Origin of the sequence: Corynebacterium striatum ATCC 6940 (assembly GCF_000159135.1) — a bacterium.
GTDB lineage: Bacteria > Actinomycetota > Actinomycetes > Mycobacteriales > Mycobacteriaceae > Corynebacterium > Corynebacterium striatum.
The window spans coordinates 60,989-82,969 of record NZ_GG667520.1; the positions used below are offsets into that span (position 1 = coordinate 60,989).

General features: G+C 62.0%; 23 protein-coding genes. 15 read left to right on the plus strand and 8 right to left on the minus strand.

All coding sequences use genetic code 11. The features are described 5' to 3' along the window. The first annotated feature begins 56 nt into the window (after nucleotides 1-56). Both HMPREF0308_RS02615 and HMPREF0308_RS13845 read left to right on the plus strand, forming a co-directional pair. Nucleotides 57-242 carry a hypothetical protein gene (locus HMPREF0308_RS02615; protein WP_200973420.1) on the plus strand — a complete coding sequence of 62 codons (186 nt, stop codon included), beginning with the start codon at nucleotides 57-59 and terminating at the stop codon, nucleotides 240-242. Nucleotides 243-253: 11 nt separating this feature from the next. Beyond that, a complete protein-coding gene (locus HMPREF0308_RS13845; RefSeq protein ID WP_005528392.1) occupies nucleotides 254-430 on the plus strand; it encodes a hypothetical protein in 177 nt (58 codons plus the stop codon). Here the strand turns inward: HMPREF0308_RS13845 and malQ are convergent. Next, the gene (gene malQ, locus HMPREF0308_RS02620) at nucleotides 423-2,537 is read right to left on the minus strand and encodes a 4-alpha-glucanotransferase (RefSeq protein WP_172465263.1); all 2,115 of its coding nucleotides are present in this window, start codon (nucleotides 2,535-2,537) and stop codon (nucleotides 423-425) included. The two genes, HMPREF0308_RS13845 and malQ, sit on opposite strands and share 8 nt — an antisense overlap. Before the next feature lie 91 nt (nucleotides 2,538-2,628). Here malQ and HMPREF0308_RS02625 point away from each other — a divergent pair, with 91 nt between their 5' ends. Beyond that, the gene (locus tag HMPREF0308_RS02625; protein ID WP_005528394.1) at nucleotides 2,629-4,470 is read left to right on the plus strand and encodes an AMP-dependent synthetase/ligase; all 1,842 of its coding nucleotides are present in this window, start codon (nucleotides 2,629-2,631) and stop codon (nucleotides 4,468-4,470) included. Between the two features lie 154 nt (nucleotides 4,471-4,624). Continuing rightward, nucleotides 4,625-5,311, plus strand: coding sequence for a hypothetical protein (locus tag HMPREF0308_RS02630; protein WP_005528395.1), 687 nt, complete (start codon nucleotides 4,625-4,627; stop codon nucleotides 5,309-5,311). A gap of 105 nt (nucleotides 5,312-5,416) precedes the next feature. Here the strand turns inward: HMPREF0308_RS02630 and HMPREF0308_RS02635 are convergent, their stop codons facing one another. From HMPREF0308_RS02635 to HMPREF0308_RS02645, 3 genes are all read right to left on the minus strand, one after another. Next, a complete protein-coding gene (locus HMPREF0308_RS02635; protein ID WP_005528411.1) occupies nucleotides 5,417-6,262 on the minus strand; it encodes a DUF559 domain-containing protein in 846 nt (281 codons plus the stop codon). 121 nt (nucleotides 6,263-6,383) lie between these two features. Continuing rightward, nucleotides 6,384-7,442: a CNNM domain-containing protein gene (locus tag HMPREF0308_RS02640; RefSeq protein WP_005528417.1), complete on the minus strand. Its 1,059-nt coding sequence runs from the start codon at nucleotides 7,440-7,442 to the stop codon at nucleotides 6,384-6,386. Further along, nucleotides 7,442-8,830 carry a hemolysin family protein gene (locus tag HMPREF0308_RS02645; protein WP_005528419.1) on the minus strand — a complete coding sequence of 463 codons (1,389 nt, stop codon included), beginning with the start codon at nucleotides 8,828-8,830 and terminating at the stop codon, nucleotides 7,442-7,444. The genes HMPREF0308_RS02640 and HMPREF0308_RS02645 overlap by 1 nt, the downstream gene beginning before the upstream one ends. 152 nt (nucleotides 8,831-8,982) lie before the next feature. On the opposite strand from HMPREF0308_RS02645, the gene hemW reads away from it, so the two are divergent. The 6 genes from hemW to ybeY are packed head-to-tail and all read left to right on the plus strand — an operon-like array spanning nucleotide 8,983 to nucleotide 14,723. Further along, the gene (gene hemW / locus HMPREF0308_RS02650; protein ID WP_034656756.1) at nucleotides 8,983-10,116 is read left to right on the plus strand and encodes a radical SAM family heme chaperone HemW; all 1,134 of its coding nucleotides are present in this window, start codon (nucleotides 8,983-8,985) and stop codon (nucleotides 10,114-10,116) included. 44 nt (nucleotides 10,117-10,160) lie between these two features. Next, nucleotides 10,161-11,189: a heat-inducible transcriptional repressor HrcA gene (gene hrcA / locus HMPREF0308_RS02655; RefSeq protein WP_005528422.1), complete on the plus strand. Its 1,029-nt coding sequence runs from the start codon at nucleotides 10,161-10,163 to the stop codon at nucleotides 11,187-11,189. A gap of 52 nt (nucleotides 11,190-11,241) precedes the next feature. Continuing rightward, the gene (gene dnaJ, locus HMPREF0308_RS02660) at nucleotides 11,242-12,387 is read left to right on the plus strand and encodes a molecular chaperone DnaJ (RefSeq protein WP_005528424.1); all 1,146 of its coding nucleotides are present in this window, start codon (nucleotides 11,242-11,244) and stop codon (nucleotides 12,385-12,387) included. Then, nucleotides 12,387-13,109 carry a 16S rRNA (uracil(1498)-N(3))-methyltransferase gene (locus HMPREF0308_RS02665; protein ID WP_005528426.1) on the plus strand — a complete coding sequence of 241 codons (723 nt, stop codon included), beginning with the start codon at nucleotides 12,387-12,389 and terminating at the stop codon, nucleotides 13,107-13,109. The genes dnaJ and HMPREF0308_RS02665 overlap by 1 nt, the downstream gene beginning before the upstream one ends. 9 nt (nucleotides 13,110-13,118) lie before the next feature. Further along, complete coding sequence (locus HMPREF0308_RS02670) at nucleotides 13,119-14,117, plus strand: PhoH family protein (RefSeq protein WP_005528428.1); 999 nt, start codon at nucleotides 13,119-13,121, stop codon at nucleotides 14,115-14,117. Beyond that, nucleotides 14,118-14,723, plus strand: coding sequence for an rRNA maturation RNase YbeY (gene ybeY / locus HMPREF0308_RS02675; protein WP_005528429.1), 606 nt, complete (start codon nucleotides 14,118-14,120; stop codon nucleotides 14,721-14,723). 59 nt (nucleotides 14,724-14,782) lie between these two features. On the opposite strand, the gene HMPREF0308_RS02680 is transcribed toward ybeY, so the two are convergent. Together HMPREF0308_RS02680 and HMPREF0308_RS12935 are read right to left on the minus strand one after the other, a co-directional pair. Next, on the minus strand, nucleotides 14,783-15,529 hold the full coding sequence (locus tag HMPREF0308_RS02680) for a hypothetical protein (protein WP_005528436.1): 747 nt from the start codon (nucleotides 15,527-15,529) through the stop codon (nucleotides 14,783-14,785). Next, nucleotides 15,526-16,224: a MerR family transcriptional regulator gene (locus HMPREF0308_RS12935; protein ID WP_005528442.1), complete on the minus strand. Its 699-nt coding sequence runs from the start codon at nucleotides 16,222-16,224 to the stop codon at nucleotides 15,526-15,528. Before HMPREF0308_RS12935 ends, HMPREF0308_RS02680 begins: the two co-directional genes overlap by 4 nt. 191 nt (nucleotides 16,225-16,415) lie before the next feature. Between HMPREF0308_RS12935 and pdxY the strand changes: the two genes are divergently transcribed. The 5 genes from pdxY to HMPREF0308_RS02710 all read left to right on the plus strand — a co-directional run bounded on the left by pdxY (nucleotide 16,416) and on the right by HMPREF0308_RS02710 (nucleotide 21,006). Next, nucleotides 16,416-17,264, plus strand: coding sequence for a pyridoxal kinase PdxY (pdxY, locus tag HMPREF0308_RS02690; RefSeq protein WP_034656918.1), 849 nt, complete (start codon nucleotides 16,416-16,418; stop codon nucleotides 17,262-17,264). A 183-nt stretch (nucleotides 17,265-17,447) separates the two neighbouring features. Next, entirely contained in the window at nucleotides 17,448-18,341 is an 894-nt protein-coding gene (locus tag HMPREF0308_RS02695; protein WP_005528446.1) for an endonuclease domain-containing protein, read from the plus strand. A 188-nt stretch (nucleotides 18,342-18,529) separates the two neighbouring features. Further along, nucleotides 18,530-19,519, plus strand: a complete 990-nt coding sequence (gene era / locus HMPREF0308_RS02700; protein ID WP_005528448.1) for a GTPase Era — start codon at nucleotides 18,530-18,532, stop codon at nucleotides 19,517-19,519. A 4-nt stretch (nucleotides 19,520-19,523) separates the two neighbouring features. Beyond that, on the plus strand, nucleotides 19,524-20,243 hold the full coding sequence (gene recO / locus HMPREF0308_RS02705) for a DNA repair protein RecO (RefSeq protein WP_005528449.1): 720 nt from the start codon (nucleotides 19,524-19,526) through the stop codon (nucleotides 20,241-20,243). A 10-nt stretch (nucleotides 20,244-20,253) separates the two neighbouring features. Further along, on the plus strand, nucleotides 20,254-21,006 hold the full coding sequence (locus HMPREF0308_RS02710; protein WP_005528451.1) for an isoprenyl transferase: 753 nt from the start codon (nucleotides 20,254-20,256) through the stop codon (nucleotides 21,004-21,006). 77 nt (nucleotides 21,007-21,083) lie between these two features. On the opposite strand, the gene HMPREF0308_RS02715 is transcribed toward HMPREF0308_RS02710, so the two are convergent. Together HMPREF0308_RS02715 and HMPREF0308_RS02720 are read right to left on the minus strand one after the other, a co-directional pair. Further along, nucleotides 21,084-21,497, minus strand: coding sequence for a Fur family transcriptional regulator (locus HMPREF0308_RS02715; RefSeq protein WP_005528453.1), 414 nt, complete (start codon nucleotides 21,495-21,497; stop codon nucleotides 21,084-21,086). Nucleotides 21,498-21,530: 33 nt separating this feature from the next. Further along, the gene (locus HMPREF0308_RS02720; protein WP_034656759.1) at nucleotides 21,531-21,833 is read right to left on the minus strand and encodes an ArsR/SmtB family transcription factor; all 303 of its coding nucleotides are present in this window, start codon (nucleotides 21,831-21,833) and stop codon (nucleotides 21,531-21,533) included. Nucleotides 21,834-21,981: the final 148 nt, after the last annotated feature.

Sequence of the window (21,981 nt, forward strand, 5' to 3'; positions counted from 1 at the left end):
GGCAGCGAACTGGGCTAGAATCTCGCCTTATGGAATGGTGGACAAATCTTACTGGCGTGCTCTCGCAAGCCATGGTGCAAGCGCCCGTGTGGGTGCAGATATCCGTGCTCATCGTCATCGCCGTTCCGCTTCTGGCCATCGCGGCGTGGTGCCTGATGTTCGTCATCGATTTCGTGGGCCGCCCCCGCTTCCGTGGGGCCGCAACGGGGCCCGAAATCCAGAAAACCAACTCCACGCGCTAAGGTAATAAATCATGTCAACGCCAGAACAACCGCGGCACGACGATCCGCGCGAAGGGCTCTGGGACCCAGAACGCACCGTCCCTGCCGCCCCGCGCAAGCGCGCCCTGCCCAAGTCACGCGTGAGTCTGACCCTGTGGGCGATGATCGCGCTCGTCGTCGTGGTGGCGCTTATCGGTTTGTTTACCTAGCGCTGGCCTCAGCCACGCGCTGGAACAGCTCGTTGCCCGCTAGGTCCTCGATGAGGATGGGGGTCCCGGCGGCGTCGCAAAGCGGAATGCACCAGTTAGGGTAGAGGTCCTTCGTGGTGCCTGGCTGGTTCTGCGCGCGCACGTCACCCACCATGTCCACCAGGCTCGTGCACGTCAGCGCGGAGGGGGTTCCCGCGACGTACTTGTGCAAAGCCACCACCAGATCCGCCTCACTGCCGCGGTCGCTGCGCTCTGCCGTGGGGAAGTCGCGCTGCGGCAGGAGGCCGGCCGCCGCCACCTGGTCCAACACGCGGGCCTGCCACTCTCGGTCGTCGGCTTCTTCCTCCGCGACAGAGCGGGTGAGCACGCCCAAGCGAGCGCGCAGCGAAATGTGATCGCCGCGCAGGTAAGCCAAGGTCGGCGGAAGATCGTGCGTGCCCACAGAGGAAAGCGCTAGGCGGCGGTACTCCTGCTGCGGAAGCGGAGACTCGTTGTCCTCGGAGCGCTCGAACCACACGATGGAGGTGCCCAGCACGCCGGTCTCAGCCAGCACATCCTGTACCCATGGCTCCAGCGTGCCCAGGTCCTCGCCCACGAGCACCGCGCCGGCACGCTCTGCCTCGAGGGCGAGAACACCGAGCATGGCCTCATGGTCGTAATAGACGTAGGTGCCGTTGAGCGGCGAGGTCATACGCGGAATCCAGAACAGGCGGAACAAGCCCAAGATGTGGTCCACGCGCACGCCACCGGAGTGACGCAGGATGGTCTGCAGCATCTCGCGCCACGGGCGGTAGCCAGACTCCGCCAAGCGCACCGGGTGCCACGGCGGCTGGGACCAGTCTTGGCCCTGCTGGTTGTAGTCATCCGGGGGAGCGCCCACGGAGCTCTGCGGCGCGAGGTACTCAGCGAGGTTGATGGCATCCGCGCCGCCAGGGTGCACGCCCACGGCAAGGTCGGTGACCAAGCCGATGCGCATTCCCGCCTCCTTGGCGCGGCGCTGCGCGGCGGCCAGCTGCTCGTCGCACAGGAACTGCAGCCAAGCGTAGAACTGGGCAAGCTCGCTGGCTTCTTCCTCGATGGCATGGCGCTGGCCGGTGCGGCGCGCCAGCTCCTGCTCCGCGCACCATAGAGCGAAAGCGCTTAAGCCCTCGCCCTCGCTGCGCTGGTACTCCATGAACTCGTTCTGGCGCTGCGGGGTGAAGTTGAGGGAGAAGAGCTCCTTGAGCACCTGCAGCTTGGCCTCGAAAATTGTGTCGCGTTCGATTTCGTCGGCGCTGCGGTTGCGCTCGCGGAACTCGGCGGCGAGCTCGCGGACGTCGTCCTGCAGGACCGGGTCTAGCTGCGACAGCTCCGGGATGTCCTCGATGTGGAGGTAGAGCGGATTGATGAAGCGGCGGGTGGTGGGCAGGTACGGCGAATCCTCCACTGGCGGCAGTGGCTCTGCGGCATGCAGAGGGTTGATGAGCAGGAAGTCGGAATACGGTGCCAAGGTCTCCGCGAGGCTGCCCAGGTCGTGGAAGTCACCGATTCCCCAGGACTGCGCCGAGCGCACCGAATACAGTTGCGCCATGACGCCGGCTGCGGGCTTGTCCAGGTAGGGGTCCGCGGTGGTCAGTCGCGCCGGGGTGATGATGAGCGGGCAAGAGTAGGACCCGATCTCCGGGGAGGACATGTGGATCTCGTGGAAGCCCAGCGGCAGATCACCTGGGATGTGAAAGGTGGCCTCGCCCCAGTGGGTACCGGCGACGTTGGCAGTTGGCGCGTCGTTGGGGTCCTGGTAGACATCGCGCGCGCCGCCCTCTTCGAGCTCAATGTGGATATCCACCGGTTGGCCGGCACGCACGTGGACGTCGAACTGCTTCTCGACGCCCTGCTTGCTCACCACGCACGGGGGTAGCGGGCGGGAGGAGCGCTCGAGGTAGTCCTCATAGAGCAGTGAAGTCAGGCGGGACTCGTCGGCGCGGTCCTCTACGCTGACGCCCAAAGCGCGCAGGGTATAGGTAATAGTTTCATCCGTTACATGAACGGGGTAGCCGGATTGGGAGGAATACGAGCTGGCAACGCCATGGCGCTGAGCTAGTTCTTCGAGCAGTTCACGGGTAGTCACAACGCCACATTCTGCCATGGCTTAACAGCGCGTGCCTGGGGATCGGTTGGTAGAGTGGGCTGGAATTACCTAGCTGTGCGAAAGGACACCCGTGACACTGCAAGAAGCGCACACTCCTGCGAAGTTTGAAATCGAAGACGGCGAAACCTGTCTGACCCGCATGATGGCCACGGCGAAGGCGCGCCCACACGGCGTGATGTTTACCCGCCCGGCCAGCTATGAGTGGGTTAACGTCACTGCCAAGCAGTTCGTCGAAGAGGTCTACGCAGTGGCAAAGGGCCTTATCGCCGCCGGCGTGGAGCAGGGGGATCGCGTGGTCTTGCTGTCGAACACCCGTTACGAGTGGTCGCTGCTGGATTTCGCTATCTGGGCTGCTGGTGCGGCTTCGGTGCCGATCTACCCGTCTTCTTCACTGTCCCAGATCCAGTGGATCGTGGAGGACTCCGGCGCTGTCCTGGCCATCACCGAGTCTCGCGAGCACTCCGAGCTGGTAGCGCACCTGAAGCTGCAGGATGACGGCAAGCCGGCGCTGAAGAATTCGCCTTCGCAGCTGCGCCGCATCCTGGAGATCAACTCCTCGGCCATCGACACATTGATGTTTGAGGGCCGCGAGCTTTCTAACGACGTCGTCGATGCGCGCATTGCTGCCACCAAGACCGACGACCTTGCCTCGCTGGTTTACACATCCGGTACCACCGGCCGCCCGAAGGGCTGCATGCTGACCCACCGCAACTGGCTGGCTGAGACCTTAGGTCTGCTGACCAACCCGATTGGCGGCATTGCGGTTCCAGGCAACCACGTTTTGACCTTCCTGCCGCTGGCACACGTGCTGGCACGTGCAGTATCCCTGGCCGTTGCCATGAGTGGTGCTTCGCAGAATCACTGGTCTGACTTCAGTACCATCACCATCGAGTTCCAGCGCTCCCGCCCGAACCTGATTCTGGGCGTGCCGCGCGTGTTTGAAAAGGTGCGCAACGGAGCCGCTGCCAAGGCTAAAGACGGCGGAGCCGTCAAGGGGGCCATCTTCCGCGAGTCGGAGAAAGTGGCCATCGAGTACTCGCGTGCGTTGGACACAGCGGAGGGGCCAGACCGCGTGCTGCGTGCAAAGCACAAGCTCTTTGACCGACTGGTGTACTCCACCATCCGTGAAGCGATGGGCGGCGAGGTAAAGTACTGCATCACCGGTGGTTCGGCGATGAGCCATGACCTGCTGCACTGGTTCCGCGGAATCGGCGTGACGATTTATGAGGGCTACGGCCTAACCGAGGTTGCCGCGGCGGCAGCCGTGGACTTTGAAAACCAAAAGATCGGCACCGTGGGCCCACCGCTGGAGGGAACCACCATTCGCGTCAATGATGAAGGCGAAATCCTCATCAAGGGTGACATCGTGTTTAAGGGCTACTGGAACAATCCGGAGGCCACCGCAGAGGCTCTCGAGGACGGCTGGTACAACACCGGTGACTTGGGTGAAATCATGGACTCTGGGCACGTGGTGATTACGGGCCGCAAGAAAGACCTCATCGTGACGGCGGGCGGCAAGAACGTCTCGCCTGGCCCAATGGAAGACATGCTGCGTGCGCACCCGCTTATTTCCCAGGCAATGGTGGTGGGTGACGGCAAGCCGTTCATTGGCGTGCTGCTGACCCTGGACGAGGACGCGTTGAAGCGGTGGAAGGCTGAGCACAACATCCCGGCCAACCGCACGATGAAGGAAGTGGCTACCGACGCCACCCTGCGCGCCGAGATTCAGGACGCCATTAACCAGGTCAACACCACCGTTTCTCATGCGGAGGCCATCAAGAAGTTCTTCATCTTGGAGTCCGACCTGACTGAGGAAGACAACGAGCTGACCCCGACCATGAAGGTCAAGCGTTACGTGGTGGCGCAGCGTTATGCGGCTGCCATTGACCAGATCTACTCCAGCTCGAAATAGCTGAGGTTCCTACCGCTTGCCGGTCCCGCAAAAATCACGCCTGTGAATTTCTTCGGAGTGTCGCGCAGATCCTTCACAGGATCTGGAATAAAGTCAGCACTCGTTACAGAAAGTCTCAACCTCAACTAGAGGTTAGTTTGCGGAAAGGACCGGCATGCACAAAATCGCCGCCGAACTACGTCACCGCGAGCTGACCCAAGAGATTTACAACATCGGCGACGAAGTAGTTGAGTACATCGAGCACCTCATCGAAGCGATTGAGGACTGGGACGATGAACTTGCACTCGACTGTTTGGCAGAACTCGGCGACATCGTCGAGGACGCCCGCGTCGATTCCGGCCGCTGCGTAGGTGAGCTCATCGGGCTGCGCCACGCGCTGGTCTCCGGAGTCCGCTCCGGCACCATTTCCGCTGCCGCTTCCGGCAACAACGACATCGCCGAGCCAGAGCAGCTCACTGCGCGCAGCCTCGACGCGCAGTTCTCCATCGATTCTCCGACCATCGTGGTCTCTGAACTGGCAGCCACCCTGCGCGGCCGCACCGAAGCCGTGGCGGCTTATCTGCGCGAGCTAGTGGACTACGTGCTCGATCAAACCGACGCAGTGGCCCGCAACCTCGACATGGTCTCCCTGCCGCACCTCTACAAGCGTGCCGGCCAGTCCGCGCTCATCGCGGTTCAGGCTTGGCGCCACACGGTTGTGGAGGCCCACCCGGCTTATGTCCGTACGATGCGCGGCCGCAACTCGCCGCCTTTCCTCGAGGAGCGTGCTCGCATCAACGCGGTAGTCGCCCGCGTGCGTGCCAAGCGTGAGGCCGCCCGCCAGGCTGCGACCACCGCGTAGGGCGCGTAGACAGTGCCAGAAATAGACTTCCTTGTTGCCAACACACAAGGAGACAGCAACACCGCCGAATCCCTCTTTCGGCGGTGTTTGTCTTTTCTCCTTCCTTTAGGCGACCTGAGCTTTCGCACGCAGCACCATACGCAGCGCTTTGAGCAAAGACTCCGGCTCGGCCAGCAGTTGCTCCGGCGTAAACTGCAGCACCCGGAAACCCAGTGCGCGCAGATACTCCGTGCGCTGGGCGCGTCGCTGGAAGACGCCGTGGTGTGCGACCTCAATGATGATCTTGCCCTCGACGAGCAGTTCCGCCTCGATTCCTGGGGCCACGTGCGTGCGTGGAACTGCGGCAAAGCCTGCGTCAAGGACAAGAGCGCGGGCAGATGATTCATAGGGGGAGCGGGGCAGGCTGTTGGCGGCGTCGATGACGCGGCGTACGACTGCTGCGCCATGCACGCGGCCGAGGCTCGATAGGGCGTCGCGCAGCGCTTGCTTCGTGGTGCCCATGCGCAGGGCTGAATCTGCTGCGATCAGGCCGGGGTGGAAGCCGTGGTAGCGAGCGACGTCAACGACCGCGCGTTCCATCGTGACCACCCGCGCGCCGTCAATGCTAAGTGGCGTTCCCACTGTGGTCTTGCGGTAGTGGCGGCCAGGAGCATTGCGGTTGTGGCGGGGCAAGCTGCGCCCGGGCAGCGCGAGTTCGACGGGCTCCTTGGCGGAGTCGGTGGGCAAGAGCCAGAGGTCGTGGAGGCGGGCGGCGGACTTACTAATGAGGACTGCGGAATAGGAGCTGCGCGCGACGGCGATGCACTCGAGGCGCTTGCGTTCGCAGGCGTTGAGCGCGAGGTAGGCGTCGCGGTCGACGGCCATGCGGGGTGCTAGTTGTAGGAGTGAGCCGGTCTTGACTTCTTCGTGGACGTGGGGCTTGGTGCGGTGAAGTGTCTCTAAAAGCGTCATGGGCTTAGCTTCGCGCGCGTTGTGGTGCTGGCGCTAGACCCAGTTTCTAAAGCTGTGGATAACTTGTTGTGTACGTCAACAAAAGGCGGCTTTTAGATCTGGGTATTTGCGGGGCCAAGCGTTAGACCTGCGGGCCCGGAGCCACCTGGTCGAGCTGCTCGGTAATCTGTGGCCACAGCTGACCCATGATGTCGTCCCAGGTCAGGATCCACATTGCCTTGTCCTTGTCAGCCTTGCCCACGGCCACGAGCTGCTCGTTGCGAGCGCGCATGTGGTCCAGCGTCTTCTGGACGGTCAGCGTCGAGGACACGGTGAGCGCCGGGCGGGAGAACTCGAGGACTGGGGTTTCGGGTTCGGCTAGCAAGGTATCGCGAACGTGCACAATGCGCGGGACACGGGAATCCTTAGGGAAGACCAGCACGCGCATGATGGACTTGCGGCGCACCAAGTCATGTAGGTCGGCCACGGTGGAGTCGGATGGCAGCGGGACAACCTGCGAGCCGAGCTCACGGGCCAGCGCACCCACGGTGGAGGCCTCGAGCTCGATGACGCCGGTGATTTGGTTCGCGGAGTCGTCGTCAAGCGTGCCGGTCTCGCGGGAGTGCTCCACCAAGTGGCGCAGGGTCTCGGCGTCGTAGCCGGCGGCGCCAGCGCGGTCGACGGGCTCTTCGCCAGCCCAGATGACCATCTTGTTTGCCATGGAGTTGATCCACTTCAGCAGCGGGCGGAAGAGCCAAATGAAGCCGCGGGCTGGCACAGCAATGAGCTGCAGGGCCGTCTCTGGGTGGGTAATAGCCCAGGACTTCGGGGCCATCTCGCCGATGACCAAGTGGAGGAAGGTGACCACGAACAGGGCCAAGATGAAGGAGACCACGTCGGCCACGCCCAGCGGCAGGCCGACAGCCTCCAACGGGTGCATCAGAAGGTGGTGAACCCACGGCTTGGTCACAGCACCCAACACGAAGGTTGCGGCCGTAATACCCAGCTGGGCGCCGGCCAACATGATGGTCAGCTCGTTGAGCGAGCGCAGGCCCGCACGCGAGGCGCGGGAAGACTCAGCGGTTTCCTCCAAGCGGTTGCGGCGCGCACCCATCAAGGAGAATTCGATAATGACGAAGAAGGCTGAGGCCGCGATGATGAGCAGCGTGACGCTGACATTAAACCACCAGGTATCAGTCATTATGCTTTCTCCTCTTCCGGCTCGTGTCCGTCGGGGTATTCCTCAATCAGCTCCAGCGCTAAGGTCGACGGCACGTGGCGGTCAATCTCCTCGACGCGCATGTGCAGCTTTCGCACTGGGGCGTCGTCGCGCTCTACCCAGTCATCCGGCTCCGCCTCGAGCTCAATCGTGTACTCCTCGCCCTCCTCAGGCAGCGCGCCGGAGTGGGAAATCAGCAGGCCGGCCACGGTCTCGAAGTCGCCTTCCGGCAGGTCGTGGCCAATGGCGCGCTCGATCTCGTCGATTGGCGTATCGCCGTCGACCAACCAGTGGGAGTCATCCTGCTCGGTGATTTCCTCGGTCTCTTCTAGGTCGTGCTCGTCGGTGACGTCGCCCAGGATTTCTTCCGCGAGGTCCTCCATGGTCACGATGCCCACAAAGCCGCCATATTCGTCGATGACGCAGGCGAGCTTTTCGCTGGCGTCGCGTAGTTCGTTCACGACGTCGGGAAGCGGCATGAGCTCCGGAACCACAACGGGTTCCTGCATGACCGCGGTGGCTGCGGTGGCGTCGGGAAGCTGCGTGCCCAATACGTCGAAGAGGTGGACCACGCCGATGGGGTTGTGCTCGTCGTCGATGATGGGGTAGCGGGTGTGGTTCACGGACATCATCTCGCGGACTTCGCCAATGGTGGTCTCCGGATCGATGACGTCAACGCGGGAGCGCGGAATCATCGCGTGTCCCACGTCGTGTTCTGGGAAGTCCAGCAGGCGGTCGAGGACCAAGTAGGTGGCCTCGTCCAGCTCGACGGCCTCGTGGGAAGCATCCACGATGGATTCGAGGTCATCGGTGGTGGCAGATGAGTCAACGTCCTCTACCGGCTCGATGCCGAAAAGCTTCAGAATGGCATTCGAGGAGTACTCGAAAAAGTGGATGAGCCAGCCGAAAATGCGCAGGTACCACATGGTGGAGGTGGACAGCCACAGGGCGGTCTTCATCGGTGCTGCGATGGTGTAGTTTTTGGGGAAGAGCTCCGCAAAGAGCATTGTGGCAATGGTGGAGATAAACAGTGCGGCCACCGTACCGATGGTGACGGAGACGGCGACGGGAACGCCGGCGTCGCCAAGCAGCTCGCCCAAACCACGGCCCACAAGGGGTTCTGCCACGTAACCGATCAATAGGCCGGTGATGGTGATACCCAGCTGCGCGCCGGAGAGCATGAAGGACGTGCGTTGGGTGATGTGCAGCGCTCTAGCTGCGGTTTTATCCCCCTCAGCGGCCTTCGACCGCAACTGCGTGCGGTCCACGGACATGAATGAAAATTCCTGCGCAACGAAGTACGCATTCGCGACGATAATCAGGCCAATGACCACAAATCCCGCAAGGATTAAAAGGATTGCTTGCAACATGGCCTACCCCGCCTGCCAATCTTTAAGGCGGGGACATCGACTCGGAGGTTCCACTGAAGGTGCCTTTCTATTTGTGAGAAACTGCTGAATAGACTACATGCTTAAACGGCGCGGTGGTCTCATTAGTTCCCGGCCGCGCTAGGCTTTAGTACATGACCGCTCCCTTTGGCCTTTATATCCATGTCCCATTCTGCTCCTCACGCTGCGGTTATTGCGATTTCAATACCTATACGCCAGGCGAATTGGGCGGCGACCTGACGGCGGAGTACCTCGACGCCTTGGAGCGCGAGCTGGGGATGGCCGCGCAGCAGGTAGGCAGGCCGGCCGAGACCGTGTTCATCGGCGGCGGCACCCCAAGCATGCTGGGAGCGCAGGGGCTCGGCCGCATCCTAGGCCGCGTCAAGGAGACCTTTGGCTTGGCGCCTGGAGCCGAGGTGACCACGGAGTCCAATCCAGAGTCTACGAGCCCCGAGTACTTCGAGGGCCTGCTGGAATCGGGCTTTACGAGGGTGTCGTTGGGGATGCAATCGGCGTCGGATAGCGTGCTGCGAGTGCTTGAGCGTGCGCATACCCCGGGCCGGGCTTTCGACGCCGCCCGCGAGGCCCGCGCCGCAGGTTTTGAGCACGTCAACCTCGACATGATTTATGGCACGCCCACCGAAACCGACGACGACGTGCGCCTGACCCTGGATCGCGTGCTGGAGACCGGCGTGGATCATGTCAGCGCCTACTCGCTCATCGTGGAAGATGGCACCCGCATGGCGCGCAAGGTCAACAAGGGCCTGCTGCCTGCCCCCGACGAGGACGTGCTTGCAAGACGCTATGAGGCCGTCTCTGCGACGCTCGAAGCGGAAGGCTTCGAGTGGTACGAGGTCTCCAACTGGGCCAAGCCCGGCGGGGAGTGCCAGCACAACCGCATCTACTGGGTGGACGGCAACTGGTGGGGGGCGGGGCCTGGCGCTCACTCGCACCTGGGCAACGAGCGCTTCTACAACGTGAAGTTGCCGCGCCGCTACAACGAGATGCTGGGTCGCGGCGAGCTGCCGGTGAAGGAACGCGAGACGCTAACCGACGCCGAGCGGCACATGGAGAAGGTCATGCTCGGCCTGCGCCTGCGCGAGGGAATCCCGGCTGGCTGGCTGGGCAGCGGCGCGGAGCCGGTCATCGCGGACTACATCTGCCGTGGGTTGCTGCAGCGCGCCGGCGACCGGCTGTGCTTGACCAAGCCCGGGCGCCTGTTGGCAGACGGCATCATCACCGACTTGTTGGTTGCCGAGGAAGCTTAAAGGCCACCTTATAGGCCACAGTGAAGGTAGGTAACATAGGACGCATGTCCAATTCCACTGATGCTCGCCGCCGCGAGGTACTGCGCGCCATTGTGGCGGACTATATTGCCTCCCAGGAACCCGTGGGGTCCAAATCCCTGCTGGAGCGTTATCAGCTGGGCGTTTCCTCTGCCACCATCCGCAACGATATGGCGGTGTTGGAATCGGAGGGGCTGATTGCTCATGAGCACACCAGCTCCGGGCGCGTGCCCACGCAGAAGGGCTACCGCCAGTTCGTCGATTCGTTGCACGACGTAAAACCCTTGTCTGCTTCCGAGCGCCGCGCCATGCTGACCTTCTTGGAAGGCGGCGTCGACTTGGAGGACGTCCTGCGCCGCAGCGTGCAGCTGCTGGCGCAGGTGACCAAGCAGGCGGCGGTGGTGCAGATGCCCAACCTCAAGGTTTCGCGCGTGAAGCACTGCGAGGTCGTGGCGCTTTCCCCAGTGCGCCTGTTGTTGGTGCTCATCACGGATAACGGGCGCGTCGATCAGCGCAACGTCGAGCTCGACAGCATCATCGACCTAATGCAGACCGCGCGTCTGCGGGAGTCTCTCAATAAAGCGCTGGAGGGCAAGACGCTTACCGACGCCTCCGTAGAGCTGGCCGACCTCGTCGAGAACTCCCCGCCGGATATCCGCCCGCACGTGCTCAATGCGGCCACGACTCTTATCGAAACACTGGTGGAGCGTCCCTCCGACCGCCTGATTCTGGCGGGTACCTCTAATCTCACGCGGATAGCGCGCGATTTCCCGGAGGGGCTGCCCTCACTCATCGAGGCCCTTGAAGAGCAGGTCGTGGTGTTGAAACTTTTGGCCCGCGTGCCGGACCTGGGCAACGTCTCTGTGGTGATTGGCGAGGAAAACGAAGAGGATCAGCTGCGGCAGGCCTCCGTGGTCGCGACTGCGTACGGCGCTGGACGTGAAACACTCGGCGGCCTTGGCGTGGTGGGGCCCACGTATATGGACTACTCGGGAACAATCTCCAAGGTCTCTGCTGTTGCACGCTATGTAAGCGAAATTTTGGCCGGCGAGTAAGCTGGCACGGATACTTTCCCCGTGACTCTATATTTAGAAGGACTTTTGTTAAGTGGCTCGTGATTATTACGGAATCCTTGGTGTAGAAAAATCCGCTTCCGACGCCGAAATCAAGAAGGCGTATCGCAAACTTGCGCGCAAGTACCACCCAGACGTCAACCCGGGAGATGACGAAGCTGCCGAGAAGTTCCGCGAGGCCTCCCTCGCGCAGGAAGTGCTCCTCGACCCACAAAAGCGCCAAATCGTGGACATGGGCGGCGACCCCATGGAGGAACGCGGCGGTGGAGCAGGCTTTGGCGGTGGCTTCGGTGGCGGCGGTCTTGGCGATATCTTCGCTGAGTTCTTCGGCGGCGCGGCCGGCGGCTCGCGTGGCCCGCGTTCCCGCGTGCAGCCGGGCAACGACGCATTGCTGCGCACCACCATCACCCTGGAGGAAGCGTTCTCCGGCCTGAAGAAGCAGGTCACCGTGGACACCGCTGTGATCTGCGATCGCTGCGAGGGCACCGGCTCTGCTTCCAAGGCCAAGCCAGTTACCTGCCAGGGGTGTGGCGGCATGGGTGAAATCCAGGAGATGCAGCGCAGCTTCCTGGGCAACGTCATGACCACCCGTCCGTGCCCGCAGTGCCAGGGCTTCGGTGAGGTCATCACCGACCCCTGCAATCACTGTGGCGGCGACGGCCGCGTGAAGAAGCGCCGCGATCTCACCGTGAACATCCCGGCTGGCATCGGCGACGGCATGCGCATCCGCATGGCCTCTCAAGGCGAGGTCGGCCACGGCGGCGGCCCTGCTGGCGACCTGTACGTGGAGGTCTCCACCAAGCCGCACGCAGTCTTCGAGCGCAACGCCGACGACCTGCACTTGACGGTGCGCGTGCCCATGGTGGACGCAGCGCTGGGCACCAACTTCACCATCGATCAGCTAGATGGCGAGGAGCTCAACATCGACATCGAGCCGGGCACCCAGCCGGGCGAGTCCATCAAGGTCGAGGGCAAAGGCATGCCGCGCCTGCGCACCGATGGCTTTGGCAACCTGTTTGCCCACGTTGATGTCGTGGTTCCGAAGGAGCTCGACAAGAAGACCCGCGAGCTGCTCGAGAAGGTCCGCGATTCCCGCGACGAGGGCGCCCGCGTGCGTGAGTCCGGCGACGGCCAGGAAGAATCCTTCTTCTCCCGCATCCGCGATAGGTTCCGCCGCTAATGTCGCTGCCGGTCTTTATCCACCCCGATCTTTCGCAGGCCCGCGTGGGCGAGCCGGTGGGGCTCGACGGCGCGGAGGGCCGCCACGCGGTGACGGTCAAGCGCCTTAGCGTAGGGGAGCGGCTCAAGCTCATCGACGGCACGGGCACCGCCGCCCTGGCCACCATCCAGTCCATTTCGGGCAAGGATCATTTGGCCGCGCTTGTCGACGCCGTGACTTTTGCGCCCGAGCCCAACCCCCGCGTGGTAGTGGTGCAGGCCATCCCGAAGTCGGAGCGCGCCGAACTCGCCGTGGACTTGGCCACCCAGGCCGGCGCCGACGAAATCATCGCGTGGCAAGCCGATCGCTGCGTGGCCAAGTGGGATGCCAAAAAGGCACCTAAGGCCTTGGCCAAGTGGGAGGCGGCAGCGATTGCTGCCGCGAAACAGTCCCGGCGCGACCGCATCCCGGCGGTCTCTGGACCGCTGACCACGCCGCAGGTCGCGCAGCTCATCGCCGGCCAAACCGCCTACGTGCTGCACGAGGAGGCCACCGCCTCCATCAAGGACGTCCCGCTGGAGGGCACTGTCTACCTGCTCGTCGGCCCAGAAGGTGGAATCGGTGCGGAGGAACTGGAGCGCCTCGGCGCGCAGTCCATCAAGCTTGGTCCTGAGGTCTTGCGCACGGCGTCGGCAGCCATGGTGGCCCTTGCTGCAATCGGCACCCGCACTGACCGCTGGTAGCCTGTGAGAGTGCCTATTATCACCAAGAAGTTTGAGCTCGACTCCGCCTACGTAGCCACCGTGTTGGGCAGCGCGGACGATAATCTGCGCGTGCTCAATAACCTGCTGGACGCGGACCTATTCGCCCGGGGAACCACCGTTACGGTTACCGGCCCTGACTACGAGGTAGCCCGCGCCGCAAAGGTCCTTGAGGAGCTCGAGGCCATCGCGCGCCGCGGCCACTCCGTGAGCACCGATACCGTTAAGCACACCGTGGACATGGTGGCTGTTGACGCCCCGCAGTCGGTCTCCGCTGCGCTGGCGGCGGACATCGTCAAACGCCGCGGCAAGTCCGTGCGCCCGAAGACGGTAGGCCAGTCCGAGTACGTCCAGGCCATCGATGACAACACCGTGGTCTTCGGCATCGGCCCAGCCGGCTCCGGCAAGACCTACCTGGCCGTGGCCAAGGCGGTTCAGGCCCTGCAGACCAAGCAGGTCTCGCGCATCATCTTGACCCGCCCGGCCGTCGAGGCGGGAGAGAAACTGGGCTTCCTCCCGGGAACCTTAAATGACAAGATTGACCCGTACCTGCGCCCGCTTTACGACGCCCTGCGCGACATGCTTGACCCCGAGATGATTCCGAAGCTCATGGAGGCCGGCATCATCGAGGTCGCCCCGCTGGCGTACATGCGTGGCCGCACGCTGAACGACGCCTTCGTCATCCTCGATGAGGCCCAAAACACCACCCCGGCGCAGATGAAGATGTTCCTGACCCGTCTGGGCTTTGGCTCCAAGATCGTGGTCACGGGTGACATCTCGCAGGTGGACCTCCCACGCGGTCAGATCTCCGGCCTGCGCTTAGTGCGCCGCATTTTGGAAGGCGTGCCGGATATTCACTTTGCGGACCTGGGCTCGGGAGACGTGGTTAGGCACCAGCTCGTGGGCCGCATCGTCAACGCTTATGATGCCGCTGAGGCGAAAAGCGCCGCTAAGAACGCAGCGTCCAAGTACGTAGAGGAAGGCGAATAAATGTCCATCGAGTTCATCAACGAGTCCGGCTTTGAGGGCGTCAACGAGGAGATGCTCATCGACGTTGCATCCTTTGCCTTTGGAGCCATGGACATCAACCCGGACGCCGAGTGCACCATCACCGCGGTCGACTTGGAGACCATTGCGGACCTGCACGTGCGCTGGATGGACCTCGAGGGCCCAACCGACGTCATGAGTTTCCCCATGGATGAGATCACGCCGGGCGCGTTGGGCACGCGTCCCGACGCCCCCGAAATGGGCCCGGCCATGCTCGGCGACATCGTGCTCTGCCCTGAGTTTGCCCTGCGCCAAGCCAATGCGGCGGGCCACTCGCTGGGCCACGAGCTCGCGTTGCTGACGGTGCACGGTTGCCTCCACCTGCTGGGCTATGACCACGCCACCCCGGCGGAGGAAAAAGAGATGTTTAGCCTGCAGAACGAGCTGCTGGCTGATTGGTACGACGACCTCGCGGCCCGCGGCGTGAGCTATCAACCGAAGCCGTCTGGCCCGAAGGCATTCCCGGATGCCGCCGAGCGCGCCAATCTGGATAAGCAGGTGCCGGGCGGTGGAATCCCCCCAGTTGCCGAGCCGCGCCGCGAGGATTAGTCGAGTGGCTTAAAGCGGCGGACATGGGCTTGAACCATGGCGGTAGTTAGAGTGACCCGCTACACAGATCGTGAAATAGCCTTGATTGCTTCTGACGGAGCATCAAACCAGACCTGCACGTGGTTGACATGCGAAAGCTGTTCCTTCTGCCACGGCCACTTTGGCGCTGGCACGAGCAGTGGCGATGCAAGCTCGATGTGAACGTTGCTCCCGTCGCCGTTTCCTAAAATCAATGTGTCTTCATCAATTGCATATCTCTCATGGGAGTAACCCCGTGACAGGGTGATGTTCGCGATTTCTCCCGCGGCAATGCTCACTACTTGCCTACCCGCATGGCGCAGCACCAACGTCCCATCAACGAAATGTGGATAGGTGTAGGCGGCGCCAAAGATTCCCCACAGCAAGATGAGCGAATAGAGGGAAACAATGAGGATTAGCGCGCGCAGCCATGCCCACGGCACCAGAAGCTCGATCGCAATGCATTCAATCCCAGTCGCTCCTGTAACCGCAGCCGGAATCACCCACCAACCGCGATGGGAGTCGAGCACTTTGCCCGAATACCGCCGCTGCCGTAGTAGTACGAGTACACATGTCTTCAACATACGGAGCTCGGCCCTCACTGCTTGTACCGGCGCAATATCCTCGTCGCGGTTGATGAAAAGAAAAGCGGCAGCCAGAAGAAGCTCTAGAGCGATGACTCCCGTAACGATCACGGTTCCTCTTCCGCCGCCAGCATTGAGGACATAGAGTTCTGCCGCCAGGACGGCACCAATGAGGACCGTGAAAACCAGCGATCTAGCCTTCATCGCCGTACCAATTCCAAGGCCACCAATTGGCCTTTACGGGCTGAGATGTCGCGCGGCTGGAGCTCCAAATATCCGGGCCGCAACGTTGCGAAAACTCCGTTCATGACGCCTTCCTTATAGGACTTGAACCACTGTTCTGCGAGTTCATCACACTCCGGACCAGGTTCGGTCTCACCGAGCTGTTTCCACCGTTGATGCTGCGCCCTAATCCTTGAGACACATTGAGGCGAACTCAGATTTGTCTCAAGCACGCGCCACGTCTGAGCCGTAGCAACTCCCGAATAGGCCATGAGTTCCCATGCATCAACTTCTTGCGCAATCTCGACTTCCGACAGCCCACTTTCGGCGAGAACTTCTTTCATAAGAACCATCAATCCGTGGGGAGCTGGCCCTGGCGGATTATCCCTGAGCCGAATGAGTCGCGCACGTTGTTCTTCCAGATTTGCGACTCGTCGCTCTATTTCTGCAAGCGCCGCATCGTACAACGTATCTTCGGGCTCCGCGGTCAGGGATTTGAGCGGAATCCCTGCCACGGCCAGCTGCCGAACCTTCACTAACGCAGCAAGGTCTGCGAGCGAATAGTCGCGATATCCGTTTGCCTTACGCTCCGGCTCCGGAACTACGCCCCGTTGGTGATAGTGGCGAATTGTGCGCACACTGCAGCCCAGTGCCCGGGCGACTTCTGAGATCCTCATAAGGCTTTTATAAACTATGACGCCGCGTCAAGGTCAAGAGATTTCAAGAATGAGCGAGGCAAACGTCCCCGAACTTCCGTGGCTTAGTCGAATTCGTAGACGAGGTCGTCCTCCCTCTCCTGCGGGCACCCGAGAAAATTAAATCTGCGATTTCTTTTGTGAGGTCCGTGAAATGGAGCAAGATGGATGCCATGAATATTCTTTCGATCCAGTCCCATGTCACCTACGGCCACGTCGGCAACTCTGCTGCAGTCTTCCCGCTCCAGCGTGCGGGCCACGAGGTATGGCCGGTTCACACGGTGAACTTCTCCAACCACACCGGCTACGGCGATTGGGGCGGACCACTCATCCCAGCTGCTGATGTCACTAGCATTATCGACGGCATCGAGAAGCGCGGCGCCTTTGAGAAGATCGACGCAATCCTCTCTGGCTACCAGGGTGGTCCGGATATTGCAGGCGCTATTGTCGACGCCGTGACCCGCATCAAGGCCGTCAACCCCAAGGCCCTCTACGCGTGCGACCCAGTCATGGGCAACGCGAAGTCGGGCTGCTTCGTCTCGGACGAGATTCCGCCGCTGCTGCGCGATAAGGTCGTGCCGGTGGCTGACATCATCACCCCGAACCAGTTCGAGCTGGGTTACCTGACTGACCACGAGGTCGGCACCTTGGAGCAGACCCTCGAGGCCGTGAAGGCTGCGCAGGAAATCGGCCCGAAGACCGTGCTAGTCACCTCAGTAAAGCGCCCGGAGACCCCGGAGGAGACCATCGAGATGCTCGCCGTGGACGGCGACCGCGCCTTCATCGTGGCCACCCCGTTCCTGCCGTTCAAGCGCAATGGCTCCGGCGACGTCACTGCAGCGCTGTTTACCGGCCACTACGTCGAAACCCATGACGCGAAGCTGGCGTTGAAGCGCACCGCGTCTTCGGTGTACGACTTGCTGCACAACACTTATGAGGCAGACTCGCAGGAGCTGCAGCTCATTGAGTCCCAGGACGTGTTTGCGAATCCGCAGCTGCAGTTCCACGTCGAGGAGCTCTAGCGCACCCGTCCCACGCCTTTTGGCAAATACCCAGACCTGGAAATGCAGCTTTCTGGTGGAAAGCGGGGCGTCGGCAAGCGCGGCGAAAAGCGAGCAGGAGGTCTGGGTGCCCAGCCCTGGGGATTTGACCATCCTGGCCGCACTTGCCGCGCGCCAGCACCCACCGCCGGTTAAAAGTAAGGCATGGACAACGCGTTACTTTTTGACACAATCGACGCCCACCTTATTGACCTTCGCCAACTATCCAACGAAGACCCGTGCTGGCTGCAGATGCACCACGGCAAAATCGTGCGCGCGGCCTGGTGCTTCGCGCTGTCGAAGCAATTCTGGAATCGGCTCAAACCCTGGGAACGCGACATAGCGCGGGTGTATATCCACGCACGGACCGTGCATAAAGCTGTGCTGATCGGAAAGCCCGCGGCTCTGATACACGGCATTCCCACCATTAGCCGCCCCACCGATTACCCAGCAGTGCTGCCCTCGGGCTCGGTACCGCAGAAATCCAAGGGGCATTTCTTCGCTTATAAAGCTGCCCGCCTGCACGGGCAGACCACCACTGTGCACGGCATTAAGCTCACCTCGCTGGAACGTACCGCGATTGACATGGCCCGCCTGCACGGCTTCGAAGAGGGGCTGGTCGCCGCGGATTATGTGCGTGCACAGGTGGGCCGCCGTCGCATGCAGGATACGTTGGGCGCGCTGGGCCGCGTCAAGGGCGTAGCGACGGCACGCGCCGTGGTGGCTGCGACCGTGGTTGATTCTGAGTCGCCGTGGGAGTCCTATGCCCGCGCGTTGTTGCTGCGTGCGGGCATAAACGTGCGCACGCAGTACGTTGTGGGCAAGTACCGCGCTGATTTGGCAATTGACGGCTGGTTGCTCATTGAAATCGACGGCGATGTCAAATACCAAGACAAGCCTGTGGAGGCGATTCGCGCGGAGCACCGCCGCCAGAAGGAGCTGCTCAACATGGGTTATGTGGTCCTGCGCTTTAGCCCGGAGGAGTTGCGCGCCCGGCCGGAGGAGTTTGTCGCGACGGTGCGCCGAATGTTGGCGATGGGCCCTAGGCGCGCCGCATAGTTACCCAGCCCTGGAAACCCAGAGGTCCTGTTCGCGTTTCGCCGCGCTTGCCGACGCCTTCCATTCCACCAGAAAGCTGCATTTCCAGCCCTGGGTATTTGCGAGAGGAGAACGCCGGTGAAGAGGCCCACGGGCAGCCGCAAACGCGTATGTACTACTGTGACGCGGCTGGGCTATGATGACTAGCAATGAGTACCGATTTTGACGCCGCCTTTGAGAACCTCCCCGCCGACGGGGAGGCCCTCGACTACACCGACTACACCGACACCCCGGAGGGATTCCGCTCCGGCTTCGTGTCCTTCGTGGGACGCCCTAACACGGGCAAGTCGACTCTGACCAACGCGCTGGTAGGCCAGAAGATTGCCATCACCGCCAACCAGCCGGAGACCACCCGTCACCCCATCCGCGGCCTGGTCCACCGCGAAGACGCCCAAGTTATCGTCGTGGATACACCGGGCCTGCACCGCCCCCGCACCCTGTTGGGCGAGCGCCTCAACGAGATGGTCAAGGACACGTACGCGGACGTGGACGTCATCGGCCTGACCATCCCCGCCGACGAGAAGATCGGCCCAGGTGACCGCTGGATTCTGGAGAACGTCCGCAAGGTAGCGCCGAAGACCCCGATCATCGGCATCGTGACCAAGCTGGATAAGGCCAGCAAGGACCAGGTCGGCGCGCAGCTTTTGGCGCTGCATGAGCTGCTCAGCGAGGACAACCCCGACGCCGTGGTCATCCCGGTTTCGGCCACCCAGCGCGTACAACTGGATGAGCTGACCCAGGTCATCGTCGATCACCTGCCGGAGGGGCCTAAGTTCTACCCGGATGATCACATCACTGACGAAGAGCAGGAAAAGCGCATTTCCGAGCTCATCCGCGAGGCTGCGCTGGCTGGGCTCAAAGACGAGCTGCCGCACAGCGTGGCCGTCTCCGTCGACGAGATGCTGCCGGATGAGACTCGCCCCGACGTCCTCAACATCCACGCCGTCCTCTATCTAGAGCGCCCCGGCCAGAAGCGCATCATCGAGGGCAAGGACGGTCGCCGTTTTATGCGCATAGTCGGCACCGCCCGCAAGGAGATCATCCAGCTGCTGGGCCAGAACGTCTATCTTGACCTGCGCATCAAGGTGCTCAAGAACTGGCAGTCGGACCCGAAGATGCTCGGCCGCCTCGGCTTCTAAGCCCGTGGCGAGGGAAAACTTCCGCGACCGCGCCTTGGTCATCCGCAGCTATGACTTCGGCGAGGCCGACCGCGTGATCGTCCTGCTGACCCGCAACCATGGCCTGGTCAGGGGAGTGGCCAAGGGAGTGCGCCGCGCCAAGTCACGCTTCGGCTCCCGTCTGCAGCTGTTCGTGAACCTCGACGTGCAGCTGTATCCCGGCCGCAATCTCTACACCATTTCCCAGGCCGACACCGTGGACTACTTCGGCGCCAACATCATCGAGGACTACGAGCGTTATACCGCGGCGTGCGCAGCCCTCGAATCGGCCGAGCGCCTGGCTTTCACCGACGCCGACTCCGACCCTTACCTCTACACCGCGCTGGTCCACACCCTGCAGGTCATGCAGTACGACGACCCACTCCAGGCCCTCGACGCCTTCCTCTTGCAGGCGATGGCGCACGCCGGCTGGGCGCCCAGCCTCTTTGACTGCGCGCAGTGCCAAAAGCCAGGGCCCCACCACGCCTTCCACCCGGCTGTGGGCGGTGCGGCCTGCCACGAGTGCCGCCCACCGGGCGCGGCGGAGGTGGACCCGGAGACGCTGCATCACATGTGGTTGCTGGCGCACGGGTGCCCCAGCAATCCGACCCATGAGCAGCGTCAAGAGGCACACCAGCTGACCCGCGCGCACCTGCAATGGCACCTAGAGCGCAAGGTTACCGCGTTAGGGGTTATGGACCAGTAAGATAAGGCGCGTGATTACGCCAGACCCGAACCGAGTCCTTAACCCACCCGCCATCCCGGAGGAGTTCCTGCCCAAGCACATCGCGCTGGTCATGGACGGCAATGGCCGCTGGGCCGAGGAGCGCGGCATGAAGCGCACCGAGGGGCATCGTCGCGGGGAGGCTGTGCTTCTCGACGTCGTCGATGCCTGCCTGTCCATGAACATCCCGTACCTGTCTGCCTACGCCTTCTCCACCGAGAACTGGCGCCGCAGCCCCGAAGAGGTGCGCTTCCTCATGGCGTTTAACCGCGACGTGCTGCGCCGGCAGCGCGAGTGGCTCAACGAGAAGGGCGTGCGGGTGGTCTGGGTCGGACGCCGCCCGCGCCTGTGGCGCTCGGTTATCAAGGAGCTCGAGACCGCGCAGGAGCTGACCAAGAACAACACGCGCATGACGTTGGCGATGTGCGTGAACTACGGTGGGCGCGCCGAGCTTGTCGACGGCGTTCGCAAGCTCGCCGATCAGGTGGCCAAGGGTGAGTTGAAGCCAAGTGCGATTAATGAGGCGTCGCTAAGCGCGGCTCTCTATGACCCCACCATGCCGGACGTGGATTTGTTCCTGCGCCCGTCGGGGGAGAAGCGAACGTCGAACTTCCTGCTATGGCAGTCCGCGTACGCGGAGATGATTTACCAGGACAAGCTGTTCCCCGACTTCACGCCGGAGGACCTGTACGCCGCAGTTGAAGAATATGCACGACGCGACCGTCGCTTCGGGGGCACAAAATAGCTGAAGCTATTTTGTGGATATACGGCTATTTTGTGGATATACGGCTATTTTGTGGATATACGGCTTTTTCGTGGTCGTTAGGCGCGGCAGTCTGCACAGATGCCGAAGATTTCGGCATCATGGCCGGTGAGCTCAAAGTCGTGCTCAGCAGCGACGGAGCTGGCCCACTTCTCGATTGGGCCGCCATCGATCTCTTCGGTGCGGCCACACTTGGTGCACACCAGGTGATGGTGGTGGTTAGCGGATTCGCAATGACGGTAGAGCGTTTCACCGGAGGGCATGTGCAGTGCGTCGACAGCATCGATGTCCGATAGAGACTGCAGCGTGCGGTAGACGGTGGTCAGACCGACCTTGTGGTTGCGTTCCTGCAAGGCATGGTGAATATCCTTGGCAGAGGCGAATTTATCAAGTTCACGCAGAACCTCAACAACTGCGGTGCGTTGTTTGGTGTTACGAGCCCCAAGCTTAGGGATGCTTTCGTGGAGAGCCATGACCGCTAGTTTATCAACTAGTTTCCAATAAAGTTAACGGCTGATGAGTGCCGAAGCGTCAGCGAGCAGCGTAAGCACGCCTGGGGCTACCAGTTTATAGAGGACTTCGCGGCCGGTGCGCTCCGAATCGACGATGCCTGCTTTCTTAAGTACTCGCAGGTGCTGGCTAACGAGAGGCTGAGATTTTCCGGTGGCGGCGACCAACTCGTGTACGTAGTGATCGCGCTCGTGCAGCTCCTGCACCAAGCGAATTCGCAACGGGGAATCCAAAGCGCTGATAACCGTTGCGGCTGCACCGACATCAAAGGGGGAAACTGCAGCGGTGGTTTTCGCCACGCAGATCACCTTCTATCTAATTTCTGTTAATCGTTTGATATTTATACGATACTCTATAGGCTGCTTAAAGTCGCCTAGGCCACAGATATATTTTCCCCCCAGCGCCCACGGGCGTTATGGGGCACGATAGACTGAGAATATTGTCCAC

Excerpts from the sequence above, each read along its gene's own strand:
- HMPREF0308_RS13845 (WP_005528392.1), top strand. The coding sequence starts at position 254 with ATGTCAACGCCAGAACAACCGCGGCACGACGATCCGCGCGAAGGGCTC.
- HMPREF0308_RS02630 (WP_005528395.1), top strand. The coding sequence starts at position 4,625 with ATGCACAAAATCGCCGCCGAACTACGTCACCGCGAGCTGACCCAAGAG.
- HMPREF0308_RS02635 (WP_005528411.1), bottom strand. The coding sequence starts at position 6,262 with ATGACGCTTTTAGAGACACTTCACCGCACCAAGCCCCACGTCCACGAA.
- HMPREF0308_RS02640 (WP_005528417.1), bottom strand. The coding sequence starts at position 7,442 with ATGACTGATACCTGGTGGTTTAATGTCAGCGTCACGCTGCTCATCATC.
- HMPREF0308_RS02645 (WP_005528419.1), bottom strand. The coding sequence starts at position 8,830 with ATGTTGCAAGCAATCCTTTTAATCCTTGCGGGATTTGTGGTCATTGGC.
- hemW (WP_034656756.1), top strand. The coding sequence starts at position 8,983 with ATGACCGCTCCCTTTGGCCTTTATATCCATGTCCCATTCTGCTCCTCA.
- hrcA (WP_005528422.1), top strand. The coding sequence starts at position 10,161 with ATGTCCAATTCCACTGATGCTCGCCGCCGCGAGGTACTGCGCGCCATT.
- HMPREF0308_RS02665 (WP_005528426.1), top strand. The coding sequence starts at position 12,387 with ATGTCGCTGCCGGTCTTTATCCACCCCGATCTTTCGCAGGCCCGCGTG.
- ybeY (WP_005528429.1), top strand. The coding sequence starts at position 14,118 with ATGTCCATCGAGTTCATCAACGAGTCCGGCTTTGAGGGCGTCAACGAG.
- HMPREF0308_RS02680 (WP_005528436.1), bottom strand. The coding sequence starts at position 15,529 with ATGAAGGCTAGATCGCTGGTTTTCACGGTCCTCATTGGTGCCGTCCTG.
- HMPREF0308_RS12935 (WP_005528442.1), bottom strand. The coding sequence starts at position 16,224 with ATGAGGATCTCAGAAGTCGCCCGGGCACTGGGCTGCAGTGTGCGCACA.
- pdxY (WP_034656918.1), top strand. The coding sequence starts at position 16,416 with ATGAATATTCTTTCGATCCAGTCCCATGTCACCTACGGCCACGTCGGC.
- HMPREF0308_RS02695 (WP_005528446.1), top strand. The coding sequence starts at position 17,448 with ATGGACAACGCGTTACTTTTTGACACAATCGACGCCCACCTTATTGAC.
- era (WP_005528448.1), top strand. The coding sequence starts at position 18,530 with ATGAGTACCGATTTTGACGCCGCCTTTGAGAACCTCCCCGCCGACGGG.
- HMPREF0308_RS02715 (WP_005528453.1), bottom strand. The coding sequence starts at position 21,497 with ATGGCTCTCCACGAAAGCATCCCTAAGCTTGGGGCTCGTAACACCAAA.